Origin of the sequence: Methylobacterium pseudosasicola, from assembly GCF_900114535.1 — a bacterium.
Lineage (GTDB): Bacteria > Pseudomonadota > Alphaproteobacteria > Rhizobiales > Beijerinckiaceae > Methylobacterium > Methylobacterium pseudosasicola.
In genome coordinates this window covers 1-17,567 of sequence record NZ_FOTK01000020.1, presented here as the reverse complement: position 1 = coordinate 17,567, position 17,567 = coordinate 1, and the positions used below count along the sequence as shown (strand labels likewise).

The window sequence follows — 17,567 nt, the reverse complement described above, 5'->3', positions numbered from 1 at the left end:
CACAAGGCGACATTACGGATCGACAGCCGATTCGCGCCCGTCGCGGGCACTCGACATCGGCAGGAGGATGCGGAACGTCGTGCGGCGGGGGGCGGGATCGCACTCGACGATGCCTCCGTGGTCGCCGACGATCTTGGCCACCAATGCAAGTCCGAGGCCGGAGCCCTGCGCCTTGGTGGTCACGAACGGGTCGAACAGGTCGGGCAGCAGCTCGGCCGAGATGCCGGGCCCGTTGTCGCGGATGGCGACCTCGATCGGCAGGCTCACCCGCTCGCGCGAGCCCGGCACCTGCAGGCGCAGGCCGGTGCGGAACGCGGTGGACAGGGTGATCTCGCCCTCGACCGCGTCGGGGCCGATCGCCTCGGCGGCGTTCTTCACGAGGTTCAGGATCACCTGGATCAACTGGTCGCGGCTGCCGAGCACCGGCGGCAGCGACGGATCGTAGGTCTCGACGAAGCGGATATGGCGCGCGAACCCCGACTGCGCCGAGCGCTTCACCTGGTCGAGCACACCGTGGACGTTGACGGCGCCGCGATCGGCCGGCCGCTCGTCGCCGAACAGCTCCATCCGCTCGACGATCCGCACGATCCGGTCGGATTCGTCGCAGATCAGCCGGGTCAGCACCCGGTCCTCCTCGGCGCCGGTGCTCTCCAGGAGCTGCGCGGCGCCGCGGATGCCGGCGAGCGGGTTCTTGATCTCGTGGGCCAGCATCGCGCCGAGCGCCACCATCGAGCGCGCGGCGCCGCGATGGGTGAGCTGGCGGTTCATCTTGTCCGCGATGGTGCGCTCCTGGAGCATCATCACCACGGCGTCGTCGTCGTCGCCCAGCGGCGTCGCGAACACGTCGACGCTGCGCTCCAGCCCGAGGCGGGGCTGGGTCAGCTCGACCCGGTACTCGCTGACGCTGGCCCGGCGGCGCCGGACCTCGGCCACGAGCGCGATGATCGGCGAGGCGAACGGGATGATGTCGCGCAGGCGCCGCCGCTGCATCAGCCGCGCGGAATAGTCGAAGAACGCCTCCGCGGCGTGGTTGCAGTGGAGGATACGCTCGTCGCCGCCGATCGTCAGGACCGGCAGCGGCAGGGCGTTGAGCACGGCCTCCCCGGCCGGGTCGCGCCGGCCGCCGGGCGGGGATTCGGGCTGGAAGGCGTCCTCGCTCACGCGGCCTCCCGGACCGGTTCGGCCGCCCCGAAGGCGCGGGCCAGCAGGGTCAGCGCCACCTCCGGATCGATGGTGGTGAGGAGCGCGGCCCGCTCGGCCGGCTCCAGTGCCCCGCCGGTCGCGGCATAGGCGGCCAGATGCTTGCGGGCGTGGCGCACGCCCATGCGGCGGCCGTAGAGCGACAGCAGCCCGGCATAATGCGCGGCCGCCATGTCGGCCTGCTCGGCCCGCGACGGCCCCTTCGCCGGCCGTCCGGCGAGCGCCGCGGCCACCTGCCCGACCAGCCAGGGCCGGCCGGTGGCGGCGCGCCCGATCATCACCCCGGCGGCGCCGGAGGCGGCTAGGCACGCCCGGGCGCTGGCGAGATCGCCCACGTCGCCGTTGGCGATCACCGGGATCGACACCGCCTCGACCACGGGGCGGATCGCGGCCCAATCGGCCACCCCCGTGTAGAATTGCTGCCGGGTTCGCCCGTGGACCGTGACGGCGTTGAGCCCGAGCCGCTCGGCCCGGGTGGCGAGATCGACGGCGTTGCGGGTGGCGTCGTCCCAGCCGAGCCGCATCTTGACGGTCACCGGCACCGACACCGCCCCGCGCACGGCGGCGAGCAGGCGCTCGGCATGGTCAAGGTCGCGCATCAGGGCCGAGCCCGAGGCGATCCCGGTGACGATCTTAGCCGGGCAGCCCATGTTCACGTCGATCACGTCGGCGCCGCCCGCCTCGGCGAGTCGCGCGGCCTCGGCCATGGGCTCGGTCTCGCAGCCCGCGAGCTGGACCACGTGCAGATCGACCCCGGAGCCCGCCGCCCGCAGGGTCGCCTCGTCGGCGCCGCGGGCGAATTCGCGCGCCGCCACCATCTCGGACACCACCGCGTCGGCGCCGCAGCGCCGGGCGATCCGGCGCATGTGCAGGTCAGTGACCCCGGACAGGGGCGCGAGCAAGCACAGCGGCGCGGGCGAATCGCCCCCACCGGCCGGTCGTCCGTCGCGCAGCGCGCTTAAATAATGATCAGTCGCCATTCTGCACAACAATGAGGCAAGGGCGGTCCGCTGGCAAGCGGGGGCCGCGCGTTGATTTCACGCCCTCCCCCGCTTAAACGACAGGCATCCTCACCGGCAGAGGTCCGGCAGCACGGCTGGCCCGCGCGCCCACTGCCGCCATTTCCCCGATTCCACGAGTTCCCCGCCCATGCCCGCCACCGGCACGCCTGCCACCGGACCCGTGGAGATGGGGTCCGGCGTCGCCGCCGTGGTGGTCGCGGCCGGCCGCGGCATCCGCATCGGCGGCGGCACCCCCAAGCAGTATCGCCGGGTCGGCGGCCAAGCGGTCCTGACCCGGACGCTCGCGGCGCTGGCCGCCCAGGACGCCATCGCCCGGATCCAGCCGGTGATCGCCGCCGACGCGGCCGCGTTTTTTCTCAGCTGCCTGGACGAGCTCGCGCCTGAGCTCCGCGAAAAAATCGGCGCGCCGGTCGAAGGCGGGACCACCCGCCAGCTCTCGGTGCGGGCCGGGCTCGAGGCCCTGGCGGCCGGCGCGGCGCCGGAGATCGTGCTGGTGCACGACGCCGCCCGCCCCTATGTCGACGCCGCCCTGATCGCCCGGGCGATCGCGGCCGGCCGCGACCACGGTGCCGCGGTGCCGGGCGTGCCGGTGACCGACACGGTCAAGCGCGTCGCCGAGATCGCCCCCGGTATCGGCCGCGTGCACGAGACCCCGCCCCGGGAGCATCTCCGCGCGGTCCAGACCCCCCAGGCCTTCGCCTTCGCGCCGCTGCTCGGCGCCCATCGCGACGCTGCCGCGCAAGGCCTCGACGGCTTCACCGATGACGGGGCGCTCGCCGAATGGGCGGGCTTGCCGGTGGTGGTGTTCGTCGGCGACATCGCCAACCGCAAGATCACCCAGCCCGCCGACCTCATCGAGGCGGACCGGGCCTTCGCCTCCGACCCATCCGAATTACCCGCGCCCGGAGCCCGCGCCATGACCGCCTACGTCACCCGCCTCGGCACCGGCTTCGACGTCCACGCCTTCACCACCGGCGACCATGTCTGGCTCGGCGGCGTAAAAATCCCGGCCGATCGCGGCGTGCTCGCGCATTCCGACGGCGACGTGGCGCTGCACGCGCTCACCGACGCCCTGCTCGGCGCCATCGCGGACGGCGATATCGGCACCCACTTCCCGCCCTCCGACGAGCGCTGGCGCGGCGCCTCCTCCGACCAGTTCCTGGCCCATGCCTGCGAGCTGGTCCGCGCCCGGGGCGGCCGGATCGACCATCTCGACATCACCGTGCTCGCCGAGGCGCCGCGGATCGGCCAGCACCGGGAGGCGATCCGCGCCCGCATCGCCGCCATCGCCGGCGTGCCGCTGACCGCCGTCTCGATCAAGGCGACCACCACGGAGAAGCTCGGCTTCGTCGGCCGCGCCGAAGGCCTCGCCGCCCAGGCCGCCGCCACGATCCGCCTCCCCGAAGAGGACGGCCCCGTGCTCGACGCCGAGGCCGCGATGCGGCAGGGGTGAGGAGCGCCGACGCCTTCTTCCCCGCATAGGCTTGCCGAGTCACACATCGGGGTCGGCAGAATACGCGGGAGACGCCGCGGCTCTCCCTCCCCCCTCTGCGGGGGAGGGTGGCCCCCGAAGGGGGTCGGGAGAGGGGAGCGACGGTGCAGAATGAGGGAATGGCCTTCACACAGGGCCCGCCTTTTCCTGAAGCCGGGTTCCCCTCTCCTGACCCCTGCTGACGCAGGGGCCACCCTCCCCCGCAGAGGGGGGAGGGAGAGGCGTTTGGGGCCGGCCTCTGCGCTTATCCGTCAATTACGGGTGACGGCGAATACCAAAAAGAATCACGCCGTCCGCAGCAGCAGCGCGATCGCCGCGATGGCGAGCACGGCCAGCGTCAGCAGGATGCCGCCGCCCCGGCAGGCGAATTGGCGGGGGGAGTTGGGCGCGGCGAACATGCCGATCGGGTGGAGGATGCGGCCGACCAGCAGGGCGATCAGAAGCCCCTGGACGAGGCCGTGGCTGCCGCCGCCGGCTTCCAGCAGGCCGATCAGGATCAACGCCAGCGGCACGTATTCCGAAAAGTTGGCGTGCGAGCGGACCCGCTTGAGCATGGATTTGTCCCCGCCGTCGCCGAACAGGACGTTGCTGGAGACGCGGGATCCCATCACCCAGCCGGACAGGCCGAGATATACGAGGGCGAGCAGCGCGGCGAAGAAGGCCGTGGTCGCGGGGAAGATCATCGGGTCGGGGTCTCCTATAGGGGCGGCCGGTCCTTGAGCCGGGGCCGGGCTTGGGTCACAACACGAGATAGGGCGCTCCGGCCCAGGGCGAGCCTCGCGCGATGATCGACGACACGGAGCTTCTCGAACGCGCCGAGGCGCTGGTCGCGGCCTATGCCAAGGCCGGGCGCACGCTCGTCACGGCCGAATCCTGTACCGGCGGCCTGGTGGCGGGGCTGCTCACCGCCGTGCCGGGCTCTTCAGCGGTGGTCGAGCGCGGTTACGTCACCTACTCGAACGAGGCCAAGGTGGAGGCGATCGGGGTGCCGATGGACCTGATCCGCCGGCACGGCGCCGTCAGCGAGGACGTGGCCCGGGCCATGGCCTCCGGGGCGCTGGCGGCCTCGCGCGCCGCGGTCGCGGTGGCGATCACCGGCATCGCCGGCCCCGGCGGCGGCAGCGCCGACAAGCCGGTCGGGCTGGTGCATTTCGGGCTGGCCCAGCGCGAGGGCGGACGCCGCCACCTGGAGCGGCGCTATGGCGATCTCGGCCGCGGCGCGATCCGCCGTGCCGCCGTGGCGGACGCGCTCGGCCTGCTCGAAGGGGCGCTCGCCGACTGATCAGCTAGGGAGGGCTCGATGGACGCTCTGAAGACCCAGCTCTGCATCGTCGGCGGCGGCCCCGCCGGGATGATGGCCGGCCTGCTCTTCGCCCGGGCCGGGATCGCCGTCACGGTGCTGGAGAAGCACGCGGATTTCCTGCGGGACTTCCGCGGTGACACGATCCACCCCTCCACCCTCGACCTGATGGATGAGCTCGGCCTCGCCGAGCGCTTCCGCGCCCTGCCCCAGCGGCGCGTCGAGACCTTTTCGGGGGTCGTGAACGGCCGGAGCTACCGGGTCGCCGATTTCAGCCGGCTGCCGACCCGCAACCGCTTCCTGTCCTTCATGCCGCAATGGGATTTTCTGGACTTTTTGGCCGGTGAGGCCGTGCGCTATCCGGGGTTCCGGCTGATCCGCCGCACCGAGGCCCGCGATCTCATCGAGGCCGAAGGCCGGGTCACGGGCGTGCGGGCCGAGGGGCCGGACGGGCCGGTGGAGATCCGGGCCGACCTCGTGCTCTGCGCGGACGGGCGCCATTCGCTGATGCGCGCGCGTGCCGGCTTCGCGCCGCGGGCCTTCGGGGCGCCGATCGACGTGCTGTGGTTCCGCCTGCCGCGCCGCGACGGCGACCCGGAGGCGGCGGCCGGCCGGTTCGGGCCCGGGCGCATCCTGATCACCCTGGACCGGGGCGACACCTGGCAATGCGCCTACGTGGTCCCGAAGGGCGGCGACGCGGCCCTGCGCGCCAAGGGGCTGCCGGCCTTCCGGGCGGCGGTCGCCGAGATCGCGCCCTTCCTGGCCGACCGCACTGAGGCCATCGCCGACTGGGATTCGGTCAAGCTCCTGACCGTGACCGTGGACCGGCTGGCGCGCTGGCACCGCCCCGGCCTGCTCTGCATCGGCGATGCCGCCCACGCCATGTCGCCGGTGGGCGGGGTCGGCATCAACCTGGCGATCCAGGACGCGGTGGCGGCGGCCAACATCCTGGCCGAGCCCCTGCGGGCGGGGCGCGTGACCGAGGCCGATCTCGCCCGCGTCCAGGCCCGGCGGCTCTTCCCGGTCCGAGCGATCCAGATTCTGCAGCGGGTGATCCAGGCCCGGGTGATCGCCCCGTCCCTCAAGGCCGACGCGCCGTTCCGGGCGCCGCTGGCCCTACGGCTCCTCGACCGGCTGCCGTCGCTCCAGGCCCTGCCCGCCCGGATGATCGGGATGGGTGTGCGGCCGGAGCATGTCGCTGCGCCGGCTAGGTCCTGATCCGCTCAGGCGGTGCCGTACATCCGGTCCGCCCGGCCCTCGAAGGCGTCGGTGAACTTGCGGAAGGCGCGGTCGAACATCGTGCCCATCAGGAGGCCCAGCGTCCGGCTCTTGAACTCGTAGGTGATGAAGAAGTCGACGCTGCAGCCGCCGTTCGGTGCCTCCTTGAACGACCACCGGTTCTCGAGGTGGCGGAACGGGCCGTCGATATACTCGGCCACGATCTTATGGTTGGCCGGATCCAGGCTGACCCGGGTGGTGAAGCGCTCGCGGATCGCCTTGTAGCCGACGCCCATCTCGGCGATCAGCACCTGCCCGCCCTCCGGCATCTCCTGCCGACGGATCACCCGCAGGGATTCGCAGAGCGGCAGAAACTCGGGATAGCGCTCCACGTCGGCCACGAGATCGTACATCTGCTGCGGCGAATGCCGCACCGTGCGGGTAACCCGGAAGGACGGCATTTCTTTTCCGACGGACTCAGGCCGAGAGGGCGGGGGCGTGCGAGACAGCGTGCTTGGCGAGCCGGGCCGCCTGAAGCTTGGCAAAATCCTCGCCGGCATGGTGCGACGAGCGGGTGAGCGGCGTGGCCGAGACCAGCAGGAACCCCTTGGCGTAGGCGGTGGTCTCGTAGGTCTTGAACTCGTCGGGGGGCACGAAGCGCACGACCTCGTGGTGCTTCTTCGACGGCTGCAGGTACTGGCCGATGGTCAGGAAGTCGACCTCGGCGGAGCGCAGGTCGTCCATGAGCTGGAGCACTTCGTTCCGCTCCTCGCCGAGCCCGACCATGATGCCGGATTTGGTGAAGATCGTCGGGTCGAGCTCCTTCACCCGCTGGAGCAGGCGCACCGAATGGAAGTAGCGGGCGCCGGGCCGCACCGTCAGGTACTTCGCCGGCACCGTCTCCAGATTGTGGTTGAACACGTCGGGCTTGGCCGCGACCACGACCTCCAGGGCGCCGTCCTTGCGCAGGAAGTCGGGGGTGAGGATCTCCACCGTGGTGCCGGGGCTCGCCTTGCGGATCGCCGCGATGGTCCGGGCGAAATGCTGGGCGCCGCCATCCTTCAGGTCGTCCCGGTCCACCGAGGTGATCACGACGTGGTGCAGGCCGAGCTTGGCCACCGAGTCGCCGATCTTCTCGGGCTCGTGCTGATCCAGGGCGTCCGGCAGGCCGGTGCGGACGTTGCAGAAGGCGCAGGCCCGCGTGCAGGTGTCGCCCATGATCATGAAGGTGGCGTGCCGCTTCTCCCAGCACTCGCCGATATTGGGGCAGCCGGCCTCTTCGCAGACCGTGACGAGGCCGTGCTCGCGGACGATCTTCTGGGTCTCGGTCCAGGCCTTGGAGCCCGGCGCCTTGACCCGGATCCAGTCCGGCTTCTTGGCCTGGACCGGCTGGTCCGGCCGGTGCGCCTTCTCGGGGTGGCGCAGGCGCGCGGAGCGCGGATCGTTCTTCAGGATGTCGAGGACGATGGCCATGCCACACCGCGGGGAAGCGCCTAGGGGCGCGGTCGGTCAGTCAGCACTGACTTAAGGCGCCCGGCGTCGCGCCGCAAACCGCCGCGACGCCGGGACGCCATGCGGCGGTTGAGGATGCGGCGTTTCCGTCAGATCCCGAGCGCCCGCACCAGCAGCCCCGCCAGCACGGCCCCGATCACGGGCCCGGCCACCGGGATCAGCGCGTAGCCCCAGTCGGAGGAGCCCTTGCCGGCGATCGGCAGGACGGCGTGGGCGAGGCGTGGCCCGAGGTCGCGGGCGGGGTTGATGGCGTAACCGGTGGTGCCGCCGAGCGAGAGGCCGATGCCCCAGACCAGCATGCCGACCATGTAGGGCGCGACCCCGCGCGGGATCGCCCCGGAGGCGCCGAGCGTGTTGGTCACCAGCGCCGAGATGGTCAGGATCAGGAAGAAGGTCGCGATGATCTCCGAGGTCCAGTTGGCCTTGGCGTCGCGGATTGCCGGACCGGTGCAGAAGCAGGCGAGCTTCAGGTCCTGCTCGGGGGTGGCCGCCCAGTGCGGCAGGTAGTGCAACCAGACGATCGCCGCGCCCACGAAGGCGCCGAGCATCTGCGCCGGGATGTAGACCACGAGCTTGGAAAAATCCCCGGCGCTGACGGCGCCCGCCACGGTCACGGCCGGGTTGAGATGCGCGTCCGGGCTGCCGGTGGCGGTGGCGACGAAGATCCCGGCGAGCACCGCGAAGGCCCAGCCGGCGGTGATGGCGATCCAGCCGGCGTTCTCGCCCTTGGATTGCTTGAGCAGGGCGCCGGCGACGACGCCGTCTCCCAGCACGATCAACGTCATCGTGCCGAGGAATTCGCCCAGGAATGGCGATGTCATGGTGTAGCTCCCCCAAGTCTCGTTTGTTACGAACGTGTTCTTTTTTGAGGTTTTGCCGTCCTCGACCTCAGGGTCCGGTCGAGGGTCGGAACATCTTGGTTTCAAAAGGTCCGGGACCTTTTGCGGGTGCAGGGCAGAGCCCTGCTCTTTTCAGGGGCCAAGCCTTGAAATCTTGCCCCGAACCCCTGCCAAAGGGCTGGAGCCCTTTGGAAACCCGCGACCGGGTTGCTCAATCCTCGTCGAGCTTCCAGTCGAAGGAGCGCTGCACCGCGCGGCCCCAGGCGGCGGCGATCTTTTCGCGCTGGCCGGCATCCATCTTCGGGGTCCAGCGCTTGTCGACGCCCCAGTTGCGCTTGAGGTCGTCGAGGCCCTTCCAGTAGCCCACCGCGAGGCCGGCCGCGTAGGCGGCTCCGAGCGCCGTGGTCTCGGAGACTTTTGGGCGCACCACCGGCACGTCGAGCATGTCGGCCTGGAACTGCATCAGCGTGTTGTTGGCGACCATGCCGCCGTCGGCGCGCAGCTCCTTGACGGGAATCCCGGAATCCTTGGCCATCGCGTCCAGCACCTCGTGGGTCTGGAAGGCGGTCGCCTCCAGCACCGAGCGGGCGATGTGGCCGCGGTTGACGTAGCGGGTGAGCCCGATGATCAGCCCGCGGGCGCCCTCGTTCCAGTGCGGCGCGTAGAGGCCCGAGAAGGCCGGCACGAAGTAGACGCCGCCATTGTCCTCGACGGTGGTGGCCAGCGTCTCGACCTCGGCCGAATCCTTGATCATGTGGAGGTTGTCGCGCAGCCACTGCACCAGGGCGCCGGTGATGGCGATGGAGCCCTCCAGGGCGTAGGCCGGCTTCTCGCCGTCGAGCCGGTAGGCCAGGGTCGTGACCAGGCCGGCCTTGGACGGGACCGGCTCGGTGCCGGTGTTCATCAGCGCGAAGCAGCCGGTGCCGTAGGTGTTCTTGGCCTCGCCCGGACTGAAGCAGGTCTGCCCGAACAAGGCCGCCTGCTGGTCGCCCAGGATGCCGGCGATCGGCACGCCGGCGAACGGCGCCTTGGTCTCGCCGTAGACCTCGCTCGACGAGACGATCTTCGGCAGCATCGCCTTCGGGATGCCGAAGGTCGTGAGCATGCCGTCGTCCCATTCGAGGGACTTGAGCGACATCAGCTGCGTGCGGCTGGCATTGGTCACGTCGGTGACGTGGAGACCGCCCTCGGTGCCGCCGGTGAGGTTCCAGACCAGCCAGGTGTCGATGTTGCCGAATAGGACGTCGCCGGCCTCGACCCGCTCGCGGGCGCCCTCGACATGGTCGAGCAGCCAGCGCAGCTTAAGTCCGGAAAAGTAGCTCGCTAGGGGCAGGCCGGTGAGGTCGCGGAACCGGTCGCGGCCGCCGTCCCGGGCGAATTCGGACACCAGCCGGTCGTTGCGGGTATCCTGCCAGACCAGGGCGTTGTGCAGCGGCTTGCCGGTGCGCCGGTCCCAGATCAGCGTGGTCTCGCGCTGGTTGGTGATGCCGATGGCCGCAAGGTCGGAGGGCTGGAGGCCCGCCTTGTCGAGGGCCTCGCGCATCACGTTTTGCGTCTTGGTCCAGATCTCGGCGGCGTCGTGCTCGACATGGCCGGGGGCCGGATAGATCTGCGCATGCTCGGCCTGGGCCAGCGCGATGACGCTGCCCTCGCGATCGAACACCATGAAGCGGCTGCTCGTGGTGCCCTGGTCGATGGCCCCGACGTAACGGCTCATCGTTCCCTCCCTTGGTTAGACCCGACCGGTCTCGCGCCGGCTCGGGTTCGACAGGATCATGCGGCCTCGGCCTTGCGGTCGAGGTAGGCGGTAAGCCGCGAAGCGCTCTCGGGGCTGGTGCGCAGGCCGAGCTTGGAGCGGCGCCAGAGGATGTCCTCGGCGGTGACCGCCCATTCTTCGACCCGCAGGTAATCGACCTCGGCCGCGGTCAGGCCGCCGTCGAACATGTCGCCGAGATCGGCCATGGAGCGCGCGGTCCCGACGATCTCGCGGGCCTTGGTCCCATAGGCACGGGCGAGGCGCCGGGCGGTCTCGGCGGGTAAAAACGGTTTCTCGGCCTGGAGCTTGGCGAGGAAAGAGTCGAAATCGGCGTCCTTCATGGCGCCGCCGGGCAGCACCGCCTCGCCGGTCCAGGCCGGCTTGAGGCCGGGGAAGAACGGCTTGAGCTTCTCGATCGCGTGCTCGGCTAAGCGCCGGTAGGTGGTGATCTTGCCGCCGAACACCGACAGCACCGCCGCCTTGCCGCCCTGGTCCTCCACGTCGAGGACGTAGTCGCGGGTCACCGCGGAGGCGTTCTCGGCCGCGTCGTCGTAGAGCGGGCGCACGCCGGAGTAGCTCCAGACCACGTCGGCCGGGGTGATGCGGGTGTCGAAGGAGCGGTTGATGCAGCCGCAGAGGTAATCGGTTTCCTCGGGGGAGATCGAGACCGGCCCGGGCTCGCCGTCATAGGGCACGTCGGTGGTGCCGATCAGCGTGAAGTCGCGCTCGTAGGGGATCGCGAAGATGATCCGCTTGTCGGGCTGCTGCAGGATGTAGGCCTGGTCCCCCGGGAACAGGCGCTTGACTACGATGTGGCTGCCCTTGATCAGGCGCACCGCCGCGCGGCTGTTGATGCCGAGCGTGCCGCCCAGCGTCGCGCTCACCCAGGGGCCGGCAGCGTTGACCACGGCCTTGGCCCGGACCGTCCGCTCGGTCCCGGTGCGCTCGTCGCGCAGGGTCGCGACCCAGCCGTCGCCTTCACGCCGCGCCGAGACCACGCCGGTGCGGGTCAGCACCGTGGCGCCGCGCTCGCGGGCATCCATGGCGTTGAGCACCACCAGGCGGCTGTCCTCGACCCAGCAGTCCGAATAGACGAAGCCCTTGGTCAGCCGCTTCTGCAGGGGCGTGCCGTAGGGCGAGGTGCGCAGATCCACGGACTTCGAGCCTGGCAGGGTCCGCAGCCGGGCGAGGTGGTCGTACAGGAACAGGCCGAGCCGTAGCATCCAGGCCGGGCGCAGGCCCTCGTCGTGGGGCAGCACGAAGCGCAGGGGCCAGATCACGTGGGGCGCCTGGCGCAGCAGCCGCTCGCGCTCGGCCAGGGCCTCCCGGACCAGGCGGAACTCGTAATATTCGAGGTAGCGCAGACCGCCGTGGATCAGCTTCGTCGAGGACGAGGAGGTGAAGCCGGCCAGGTCCCCGCGCTCGGCCAGCAGGACCGACAGGCCGCGGCCCGATGCGTCGCGCGCGATTCCGGTGCCGTTGATGCCGCCGCCGATGACCAGAAGATCGTAGGCGTCGGACGGCTCGCGCTGGCGCGTTGCAGCCGGCATTGTTCCTCCTCTCCCACCCTCGATGGCAGGTTCAGGACATATTGAGCCGCCCGCTGATTTTCGCAAGCGAAAAAACGCATGTTCGTTACGGTTCGTCGTCGGCCACCGCCAGGGTGACGCCCTGGCGCTCGATCAGGGCGACGAAGTCCGGCGGCGGCATCCGGTCGGTGAAAAACGTGTCGATCTGGTCCAGGCGTCCGACCTGCACCATCGGGCGGCGGGTGAACTTGGTGTGGTCGGCCACCAGAAAGGTCTTGCGGGCATGGGCCAGGATAGTCTGCGTCGCTCGCACCTCCTCGTAATCGTAGTCGAGCAGCGCGCCGTCGGCATCGATGCCGCTGATGCCGATCACCGCCACGTCCACCCGGAACTGGCTGAGCGTGTCGCAGGTGAGCTGGCCGAGCACCGCGCCGTCGCGGTTGCGCACGGTGCCGCCGGCCACGACGATGTGGAATTCCGTGGCCTCGGCGAGGGACAAAGCCACGTTGAGGTTGTTGGTGATGACGCTGAGGTCGTCGTGCCGGGTCAATTCCCGGGCCACCGCCTCGGGGGTCGTGCCGATATTGACGAAGACCGAGCAATGCGACGGGATCCGGCTGGCCGCCAACCGGGCGATCCGGGTCTTTTCGGGCAGCAGGGTCACCCGGCGGTCGGCATAATCGATGTTCTCGACGCTCGACGGCAAACCGCCGCCGCCCCGGTAGCGCTCCAGCTTTCCCTCGGCGCTCAGCTCGTTGAGGTCCCGCCGGATCGTCTGCACGGTGACGCCGAACTGCGCGGCCATGGCCTCGATGGTGACGAAGCCCCGCTGGCGCACCGCCGCCACGATGGCGCTGCGCCGCCCCTCGACCCCGGTGGCCTCGACCCTGTCCTCGGATCTCCGATCGAGCGGGCGTGACATCGAGCCTCCTGGCATTTTTTCGGGCCACCTTACGGACGAGGATGTTCGTTTGCGAACATCCTGCGGGTGTGGCGGCTTTCGCGAGAGAGTGAACCGGCCGGGGCGGTCGGGCAACCGGATGGTTCGCGCTGAGGACAGGATTCTTAGACGTGCGAGAGGTGGTAGGCGGCTTTACCCGCGCTGGCTGCCCAACTCACAGAATGCCGACGTGGCGCAGGTCCCCTCTCCCGTGCGGGCTAGCGGATTCACACATCGTTCCGGTAGCAAGCGTTTGAAGCACCGCGCTTTTCCCCTTCCCCTTGCGGGGAGGGGGCAGGGGTGGGGGTGGTGCAGGATCGAAGGTCACGGTGCCTTCTGCACCACCCCCACCTCCAACTCCTCCCCGCAAGGGGGAGGAGAGCGCGTCGCGCCCTGAACAATGCGTTGTGCAACCATCATGGGCCGCCGCGACCGGATCCGAACCGAGACCGAAAAACCCCATAAAAAAGGCCTGCCGCGGGTGCGACAGGCCTGATCGTCCGGGTGAGGCCGCGTGCGGCGATCCCGGGCCGATCACATCTGGTGGTGGCGCATCCGGCGGTGGTGCTTCATCATCCGCTTGTGCTTCATGCGCTTGCGCATCATCGGACGCTCGGTCGGGGCTGCGGCGCCGCGCTCCATGGCGGCGGCTTCGCCGGCGCGCTCCATGCCGCCGCGGGGGCCGCCGGCCTGGGCGCCGGAATTGTTGTAGGGCGCGTTGCCCTGGGCAAGGGCGGAGCCCGCGAGCAACGTCAGCGACGCGGCGGCCAACAGGAGTTTCTTCATGATCGATTCCTGGCGTAAGACAGGCGCAGGCGAGGCGTCGCCCGTCGTCTAGGGCAGGGCCGCTGCGTCGGAAAATAAGCGGCTGAGAGGAGACTTGGTTCCCCGATCCCGCGATCCGGAGGTGGATGATTGCGTGCCGGGGTCCGACAGCCTATTGCGCGGCCTGTCCCGGCTGGACCGCGATGCGTACAGGAGGGGGCGGCTTTGGCCAGCAGCGGATCGGCCTATCTGCTCCTCGACATCGCCGGCACGCCCTGCGCCCTGCCCCGCGCCTCCATCTCCGAGATCCTGCCGCTGCCGGACCTGCACACGCCCCCGGCCACCGGCGGCTGGCTCGCCGGCTTCCTCAATCTCGGCGGCGCGCCGATCCCGGTGATCGATCTGGCGCCGCTGCTCGGCCTGCGCCCGGCCGCCACCGCACCGGGCGTCTACGCGCATCTGGTGCTCACCCGGGACGATGCGGTCGCCTATCTGGTCGATCGCGCCGCCGACCTCGTCACAGTGCCCGATTCCGCGATCCGGCCGGCCGAGCAGGACGGCACGCTCAACGGCTGCGTCGCCGCCGAGCTCGTGATCGGCGACCGGCTCGTCCATGCGCTCGCCCCCGAGAGCCTGCTGACCGCCCAGGAGCGGGCCCGGGTCGCGGCGCTGACTCAAGCCGCGGCCGAGCGCCTGGCCGCCCTGCCCGCCTCCGCGTGATCCGGCGATGCCGCGCTTCGTCCCGTCCCGCCCCGATCCGGGTGACGACCCGGCCTATGCCGCGCTGAAGGCGCGGATCATCGCGCGCACCGGTCACCACTATTACAGCGACAAGGACGAGTTGCTGATCGAGCGCCTGCGCCGGCGCTTCCGGGCCAATGCGGTCGCCGATTGCGCCGCCTACGCCGCCCTCCTGGCCGATCGGTCCAAGGGCGAGGCGGAATGGGCCCAGCTCGAGGCCGAGATCACCGTCGGCGAGACCTTCTTCTTTCGCTACGCGGAGCAGTTCCAGGCCCTGCGCACGACGATCCTGCCGGCGCTGATCGCGGCGCGCAGCCTCGACCGGACCCTGCGGATCTGGAGTGCCGGCTGCTCCACCGGGGCCGAGCCCTATTCCCTGGCGATCCTGGTCCGCGAGGCCCTGGGCGATGCCCTGCCCGACTGGCGGGTCGCGATCCTCGGCACCGATATCAGCGGGGACGCCCTGGCCACCGCCCGGGCCGCCGAGTACGGCCGCTGGGCGCTCAGGACCATGCCGCCGGAGGAGCGGCGGCGCTACTTCACGCGCCTGCCCCCCGCCCCCGGCATCCGCCGGGAGGGCGGCTACGCCCTGCGGCCGGAATTCCGCACCCTGGTGCGGTTCGAGCGTGGCAACCTCCTGAGCCTGATCGAGCCGAAGCTGCCTCCCGGCGAGGGGTTCGACCTGATCCTATGCCGCAACGTGCTGATCTATTTCGAGGCCGAGACGGTGGCCGCGGTGGTGCGCGGCCTCGGCCGCCGCCTCCGGCCGGACGGATGGCTGCTGCTCGGCCATGCCGAGCCGAACCCGACCTTTTCCGGCTTCCTCGATCCGGTCAGCCTGCCCGGCACCGTGGCCTACCGGCGGCTCGCCGACGTGGTCCTGCCGCCCCTGCCGTGGCCGGTGCCCCTGGCGGTCGAACCGCCTTGTCCGGCGCCGCACGTCCCGCAGCCGGAGGAGTTGCGGGCTGCCGATGACTCCGCCGTCGCGACCCTCCCCCCGCCCGTGCCGCCCGTCGCGGCAGGCCGCGACTGGAAGGAGGACGAGGCGCATGCCGACCTCGCGCAGATCCGCGCCCTGGCCGATGCCGGCGAGACCGGCGCCGCCTGGCGGCTGCTCCTCGGCGCCCTGGAGCGGGACCCGACCGATCCGGCGCTGCGCTTCTACGAGGGGCTGCTCGCCCGCACCCTCGGTCGGGACGTCGAGGCCGAGCGGGCCTTCCGGGCGGCGCTCTATCTCGACCGGGGCTTCGTCATGGCCCATTACCATCTCGGCCTGCTGCTGATGGCGCTGGGCCGGGGCGAGGAGGCGGCCCGCGCCCTCGACAACGCCGTCGCGCTGAGCCGGGCCCTCCCGCCGGAGACGTCTCTGCGCGAGGGCGACGGCGCGGTGGCCGGCGAGGTCGCCGCCGGGGCGGAGGCGGCCCGGGCCGGGCTCGGCCCGTATCGCGGCCCAGGCAGCGGGAGTTTCTAGATGGACGCGCGCCCCAAGATTGCGCGGGATCTCAAGTCCGCGCGGGATCTCAAGGCCGAGCGCGCCGCGGCCCTCGCCCGGCGTCAGGCCGCCGTGGAGACGGCGGAGGGCGTCGACCATCTCGTCTGCGCCTGCGGGAGCGAGCGCTACGGGATCCCGCTCGCCGCGGTGGCGCAGGTGCTGCCGATGCGCCCGTTCACGCCGATGCCCGGAGCGGTGCCGGCCCTGCTCGGCCTGATCGCCCTCTCGGGCCGGATCGTCGGGATCCTCGGGCTGGCCCGGGCGCTGGGCCGGCCGGAGGCGTCGGACTCCGAGACGGGCGCCGGCCACCTCGTCGTGCTGCGCGCCGCCCAGCCGCAGCCGGTGGCGCTCGCCGTCGACCGGGTGCTGGGGATCGCCGCCGCCCCGGGACCCTCCGCCGCAGGGACGAATGCGGAGGCCGACCCCGCCGGGTTGGGCAACGCCGCGGCTTCGGGTTATGCCCCCGCTTCGGCCCGCGACGGCCGGCCGGATTTCGTCGTCGTCGACCTTCCCCGCCTCCTGCGCCGCGTCCTGCCCTAACTCTCTCCTCCGACGCGCCCCCCCACCGGAGCCAGCCCCGACCGTGACGTTCTCGATCGGCAGACGCATCCTCCTCGGCTTCGGCGCCATCACGGTGGTGATCGTGGCGCTGGGCTTCTACGCGCTGGAGCAGATCGGATCGGTGCGCGACACCACCGACGCCATCGTCCGGCGCGACATGGCGGTGCTGCGCCAGCTCGACGACCTCGGGAACCAAGCCCGCGACCTCGGGCTCCTGCGCCGCAACGCCGTGATCGCGATGCTGTCGCAGGCCCAAGGCCGGCCGGCGCGGAGCGACGACAATATCGCGGCCTGGCGCCGGACCGCCGCCGAGGTCGAGAGCGGCCTCGCCGCCACGGCTCAGCTCGCCGGCCAATACCGGACGCAGTCGATCACCCCCGAGCGCAACGCCGCCTGGGACCGGATCGCTGCTGCGACCGCCGAGGTGCAGCGCTCCTTCCGTGAGGTCCGGAGCGTGAGCGAGGCGCAGTTTGCCGCCATCGCCAAGCAGGATCTTCCCGCCGTCGAGGCACGCAACGACGAGATCAGCCGCCTGCAGGCGCCGTTCCTGGGCGGCATCACCAATCTGCGCACCCTGCTCGACGGCAGTATGGCCCTGGGGCAGCGCGCCGCCCACGAGGTCTACGAGCGCTCGCGCCTGTCGATCTACCTGACGCTCGCCGCCGCGGTGCTGCTGGCGATGCTGGTCACCTGGATGATCCGCCGCGCGGTGGTGCGCCCGCTGGAGACCGTGATGGGTTTCGTCGAGCGGGTCGGCGACGGCGACCTTTCGGGGAAACTCGACATGCAGGGCGGCGACGAGATCGCCCGGCTCGGGCGGACGCTCAACGCCATGGTCGACAATCTCTCCGACCTCGCCCGGACCAACCGGGCGGCCACGGCCGACCTCAACGCCGCCGCCGCCGAGATCCGCGCCTCCGCCCAGCAGCAGGCGGCTTCCGTCGAGGAGCAATTCGCCGCCGTCCAGGAGACCGCCGCCACGGTGGACGAGATCACCCATTCCGGCGCCCAGATCGGCAAGCGCGCCACCGAGGTCATCGCCACCGCCCAGGCCACCGCCCAGACCTCCCGCCAGGGCCTGCGTGCGGTCTCCGACACCGCCAAGGCCATGGACGCGATCCGCGAGCAGGCCGAGGCGGTGGCCGGCAACATCGTCAGCCTGTCGGAGAAGACCCAGACGATCGGCGACATCATCGAGAC

17 protein-coding genes are annotated in these 17,567 nt (G+C 71.1%); 7 read left to right on the top strand and 10 right to left on the bottom strand.

Features of this window, described 5'->3' with window-relative positions; all coding sequences use genetic code 11:
* Positions 1–12 precede the first annotated feature (12 nt).
* A complete protein-coding gene (locus tag BM228_RS18735) occupies positions 13–1,161 on the bottom strand; it encodes a two-component system sensor histidine kinase NtrB (protein WP_092043003.1) in 1,149 nt (382 codons plus the stop codon).
* A complete protein-coding gene (gene dusB, locus BM228_RS18730; RefSeq protein WP_092043001.1) occupies positions 1,158–2,180 on the bottom strand; it encodes a tRNA dihydrouridine synthase DusB in 1,023 nt (340 codons plus the stop codon). The genes BM228_RS18735 and dusB overlap by 4 nt, the downstream gene beginning before the upstream one ends.
* 169 nt (positions 2,181–2,349) lie before the next feature.
* On the opposite strand from dusB, the gene BM228_RS18725 reads away from it, so the two are divergent.
* Positions 2,350–3,675 (top strand): bifunctional 2-C-methyl-D-erythritol 4-phosphate cytidylyltransferase/2-C-methyl-D-erythritol 2,4-cyclodiphosphate synthase, encoded by a 1,326-nt coding sequence (locus BM228_RS18725; RefSeq protein WP_092042999.1) that lies wholly within the window; start codon positions 2,350–2,352, stop codon positions 3,673–3,675.
* Positions 3,676–3,998: 323 nt separating this feature from the next.
* Here the strand turns inward: BM228_RS18725 and BM228_RS18720 are convergent, their stop codons facing one another.
* A complete protein-coding gene (locus BM228_RS18720; protein WP_092042997.1) occupies positions 3,999–4,397 on the bottom strand; it encodes an MAPEG family protein in 399 nt (132 codons plus the stop codon).
* A gap of 101 nt (positions 4,398–4,498) precedes the next feature.
* Between BM228_RS18720 and BM228_RS18715 the strand changes: the two genes are divergently transcribed.
* Together BM228_RS18715 and BM228_RS18710 are read left to right on the top strand one after the other, a co-directional pair.
* Positions 4,499–4,996 carry a CinA family protein gene (locus tag BM228_RS18715; protein ID WP_092042996.1) on the top strand — a complete coding sequence of 166 codons (498 nt, stop codon included), beginning with the start codon at positions 4,499–4,501 and terminating at the stop codon, positions 4,994–4,996.
* Positions 4,997–5,014: 18 nt separating this feature from the next.
* A complete protein-coding gene (locus tag BM228_RS18710) occupies positions 5,015–6,232 on the top strand; it encodes an FAD-dependent oxidoreductase (protein WP_092042994.1) in 1,218 nt (405 codons plus the stop codon).
* Positions 6,233–6,237: 5 nt separating this feature from the next.
* On the opposite strand, the gene BM228_RS18705 is transcribed toward BM228_RS18710, so the two are convergent.
* From BM228_RS18705 to BM228_RS18675, 7 genes are all read right to left on the bottom strand, one after another.
* Positions 6,238–6,693: a type II toxin-antitoxin system RatA family toxin gene (locus tag BM228_RS18705; protein WP_092042993.1), complete on the bottom strand. Its 456-nt coding sequence runs from the start codon at positions 6,691–6,693 to the stop codon at positions 6,238–6,240.
* A 16-nt stretch (positions 6,694–6,709) separates the two neighbouring features.
* A complete protein-coding gene (gene lipA, locus BM228_RS18700; RefSeq protein ID WP_092042991.1) occupies positions 6,710–7,705 on the bottom strand; it encodes a lipoyl synthase in 996 nt (331 codons plus the stop codon).
* A 128-nt stretch (positions 7,706–7,833) separates the two neighbouring features.
* A complete protein-coding gene (locus BM228_RS18695) occupies positions 7,834–8,565 on the bottom strand; it encodes an MIP/aquaporin family protein (RefSeq protein ID WP_092042989.1) in 732 nt (243 codons plus the stop codon).
* 229 nt (positions 8,566–8,794) lie between these two features.
* Complete coding sequence (gene glpK / locus BM228_RS18690; RefSeq protein ID WP_092042988.1) at positions 8,795–10,300, bottom strand: glycerol kinase GlpK; 1,506 nt, start codon at positions 10,298–10,300, stop codon at positions 8,795–8,797.
* Positions 10,301–10,356: 56 nt separating this feature from the next.
* The gene (gene glpD, locus BM228_RS18685; protein ID WP_092042986.1) at positions 10,357–11,889 is read right to left on the bottom strand and encodes a glycerol-3-phosphate dehydrogenase; all 1,533 of its coding nucleotides are present in this window, start codon (positions 11,887–11,889) and stop codon (positions 10,357–10,359) included.
* 85 nt (positions 11,890–11,974) lie between these two features.
* Positions 11,975–12,790: a DeoR/GlpR family DNA-binding transcription regulator gene (locus tag BM228_RS18680; protein WP_092042985.1), complete on the bottom strand. Its 816-nt coding sequence runs from the start codon at positions 12,788–12,790 to the stop codon at positions 11,975–11,977.
* Between the two features lie 552 nt (positions 12,791–13,342).
* Positions 13,343–13,594, bottom strand: coding sequence for a hypothetical protein (locus BM228_RS18675; RefSeq protein WP_092042983.1), 252 nt, complete (start codon positions 13,592–13,594; stop codon positions 13,343–13,345).
* A gap of 204 nt (positions 13,595–13,798) precedes the next feature.
* Here BM228_RS18675 and BM228_RS18670 point away from each other — a divergent pair, with 204 nt between their 5' ends.
* The 4 genes from BM228_RS18670 to BM228_RS18655 form a co-directional block, all read left to right on the top strand.
* Positions 13,799–14,293: a chemotaxis protein CheW gene (locus BM228_RS18670; protein ID WP_092042981.1), complete on the top strand. Its 495-nt coding sequence runs from the start codon at positions 13,799–13,801 to the stop codon at positions 14,291–14,293.
* A 7-nt stretch (positions 14,294–14,300) separates the two neighbouring features.
* The gene (locus BM228_RS18665) at positions 14,301–15,785 is read left to right on the top strand and encodes a CheR family methyltransferase (RefSeq protein ID WP_092042980.1); all 1,485 of its coding nucleotides are present in this window, start codon (positions 14,301–14,303) and stop codon (positions 15,783–15,785) included.
* Entirely contained in the window at positions 15,786–16,346 is a 561-nt protein-coding gene (locus BM228_RS18660; RefSeq protein WP_092042975.1) for a chemotaxis protein CheW, read from the top strand.
* 43 nt (positions 16,347–16,389) lie between these two features.
* On the top strand, positions 16,390–17,567 hold a 1,178-nt coding region (locus tag BM228_RS18655; RefSeq protein WP_139234121.1), incomplete at its 3' end, for a methyl-accepting chemotaxis protein.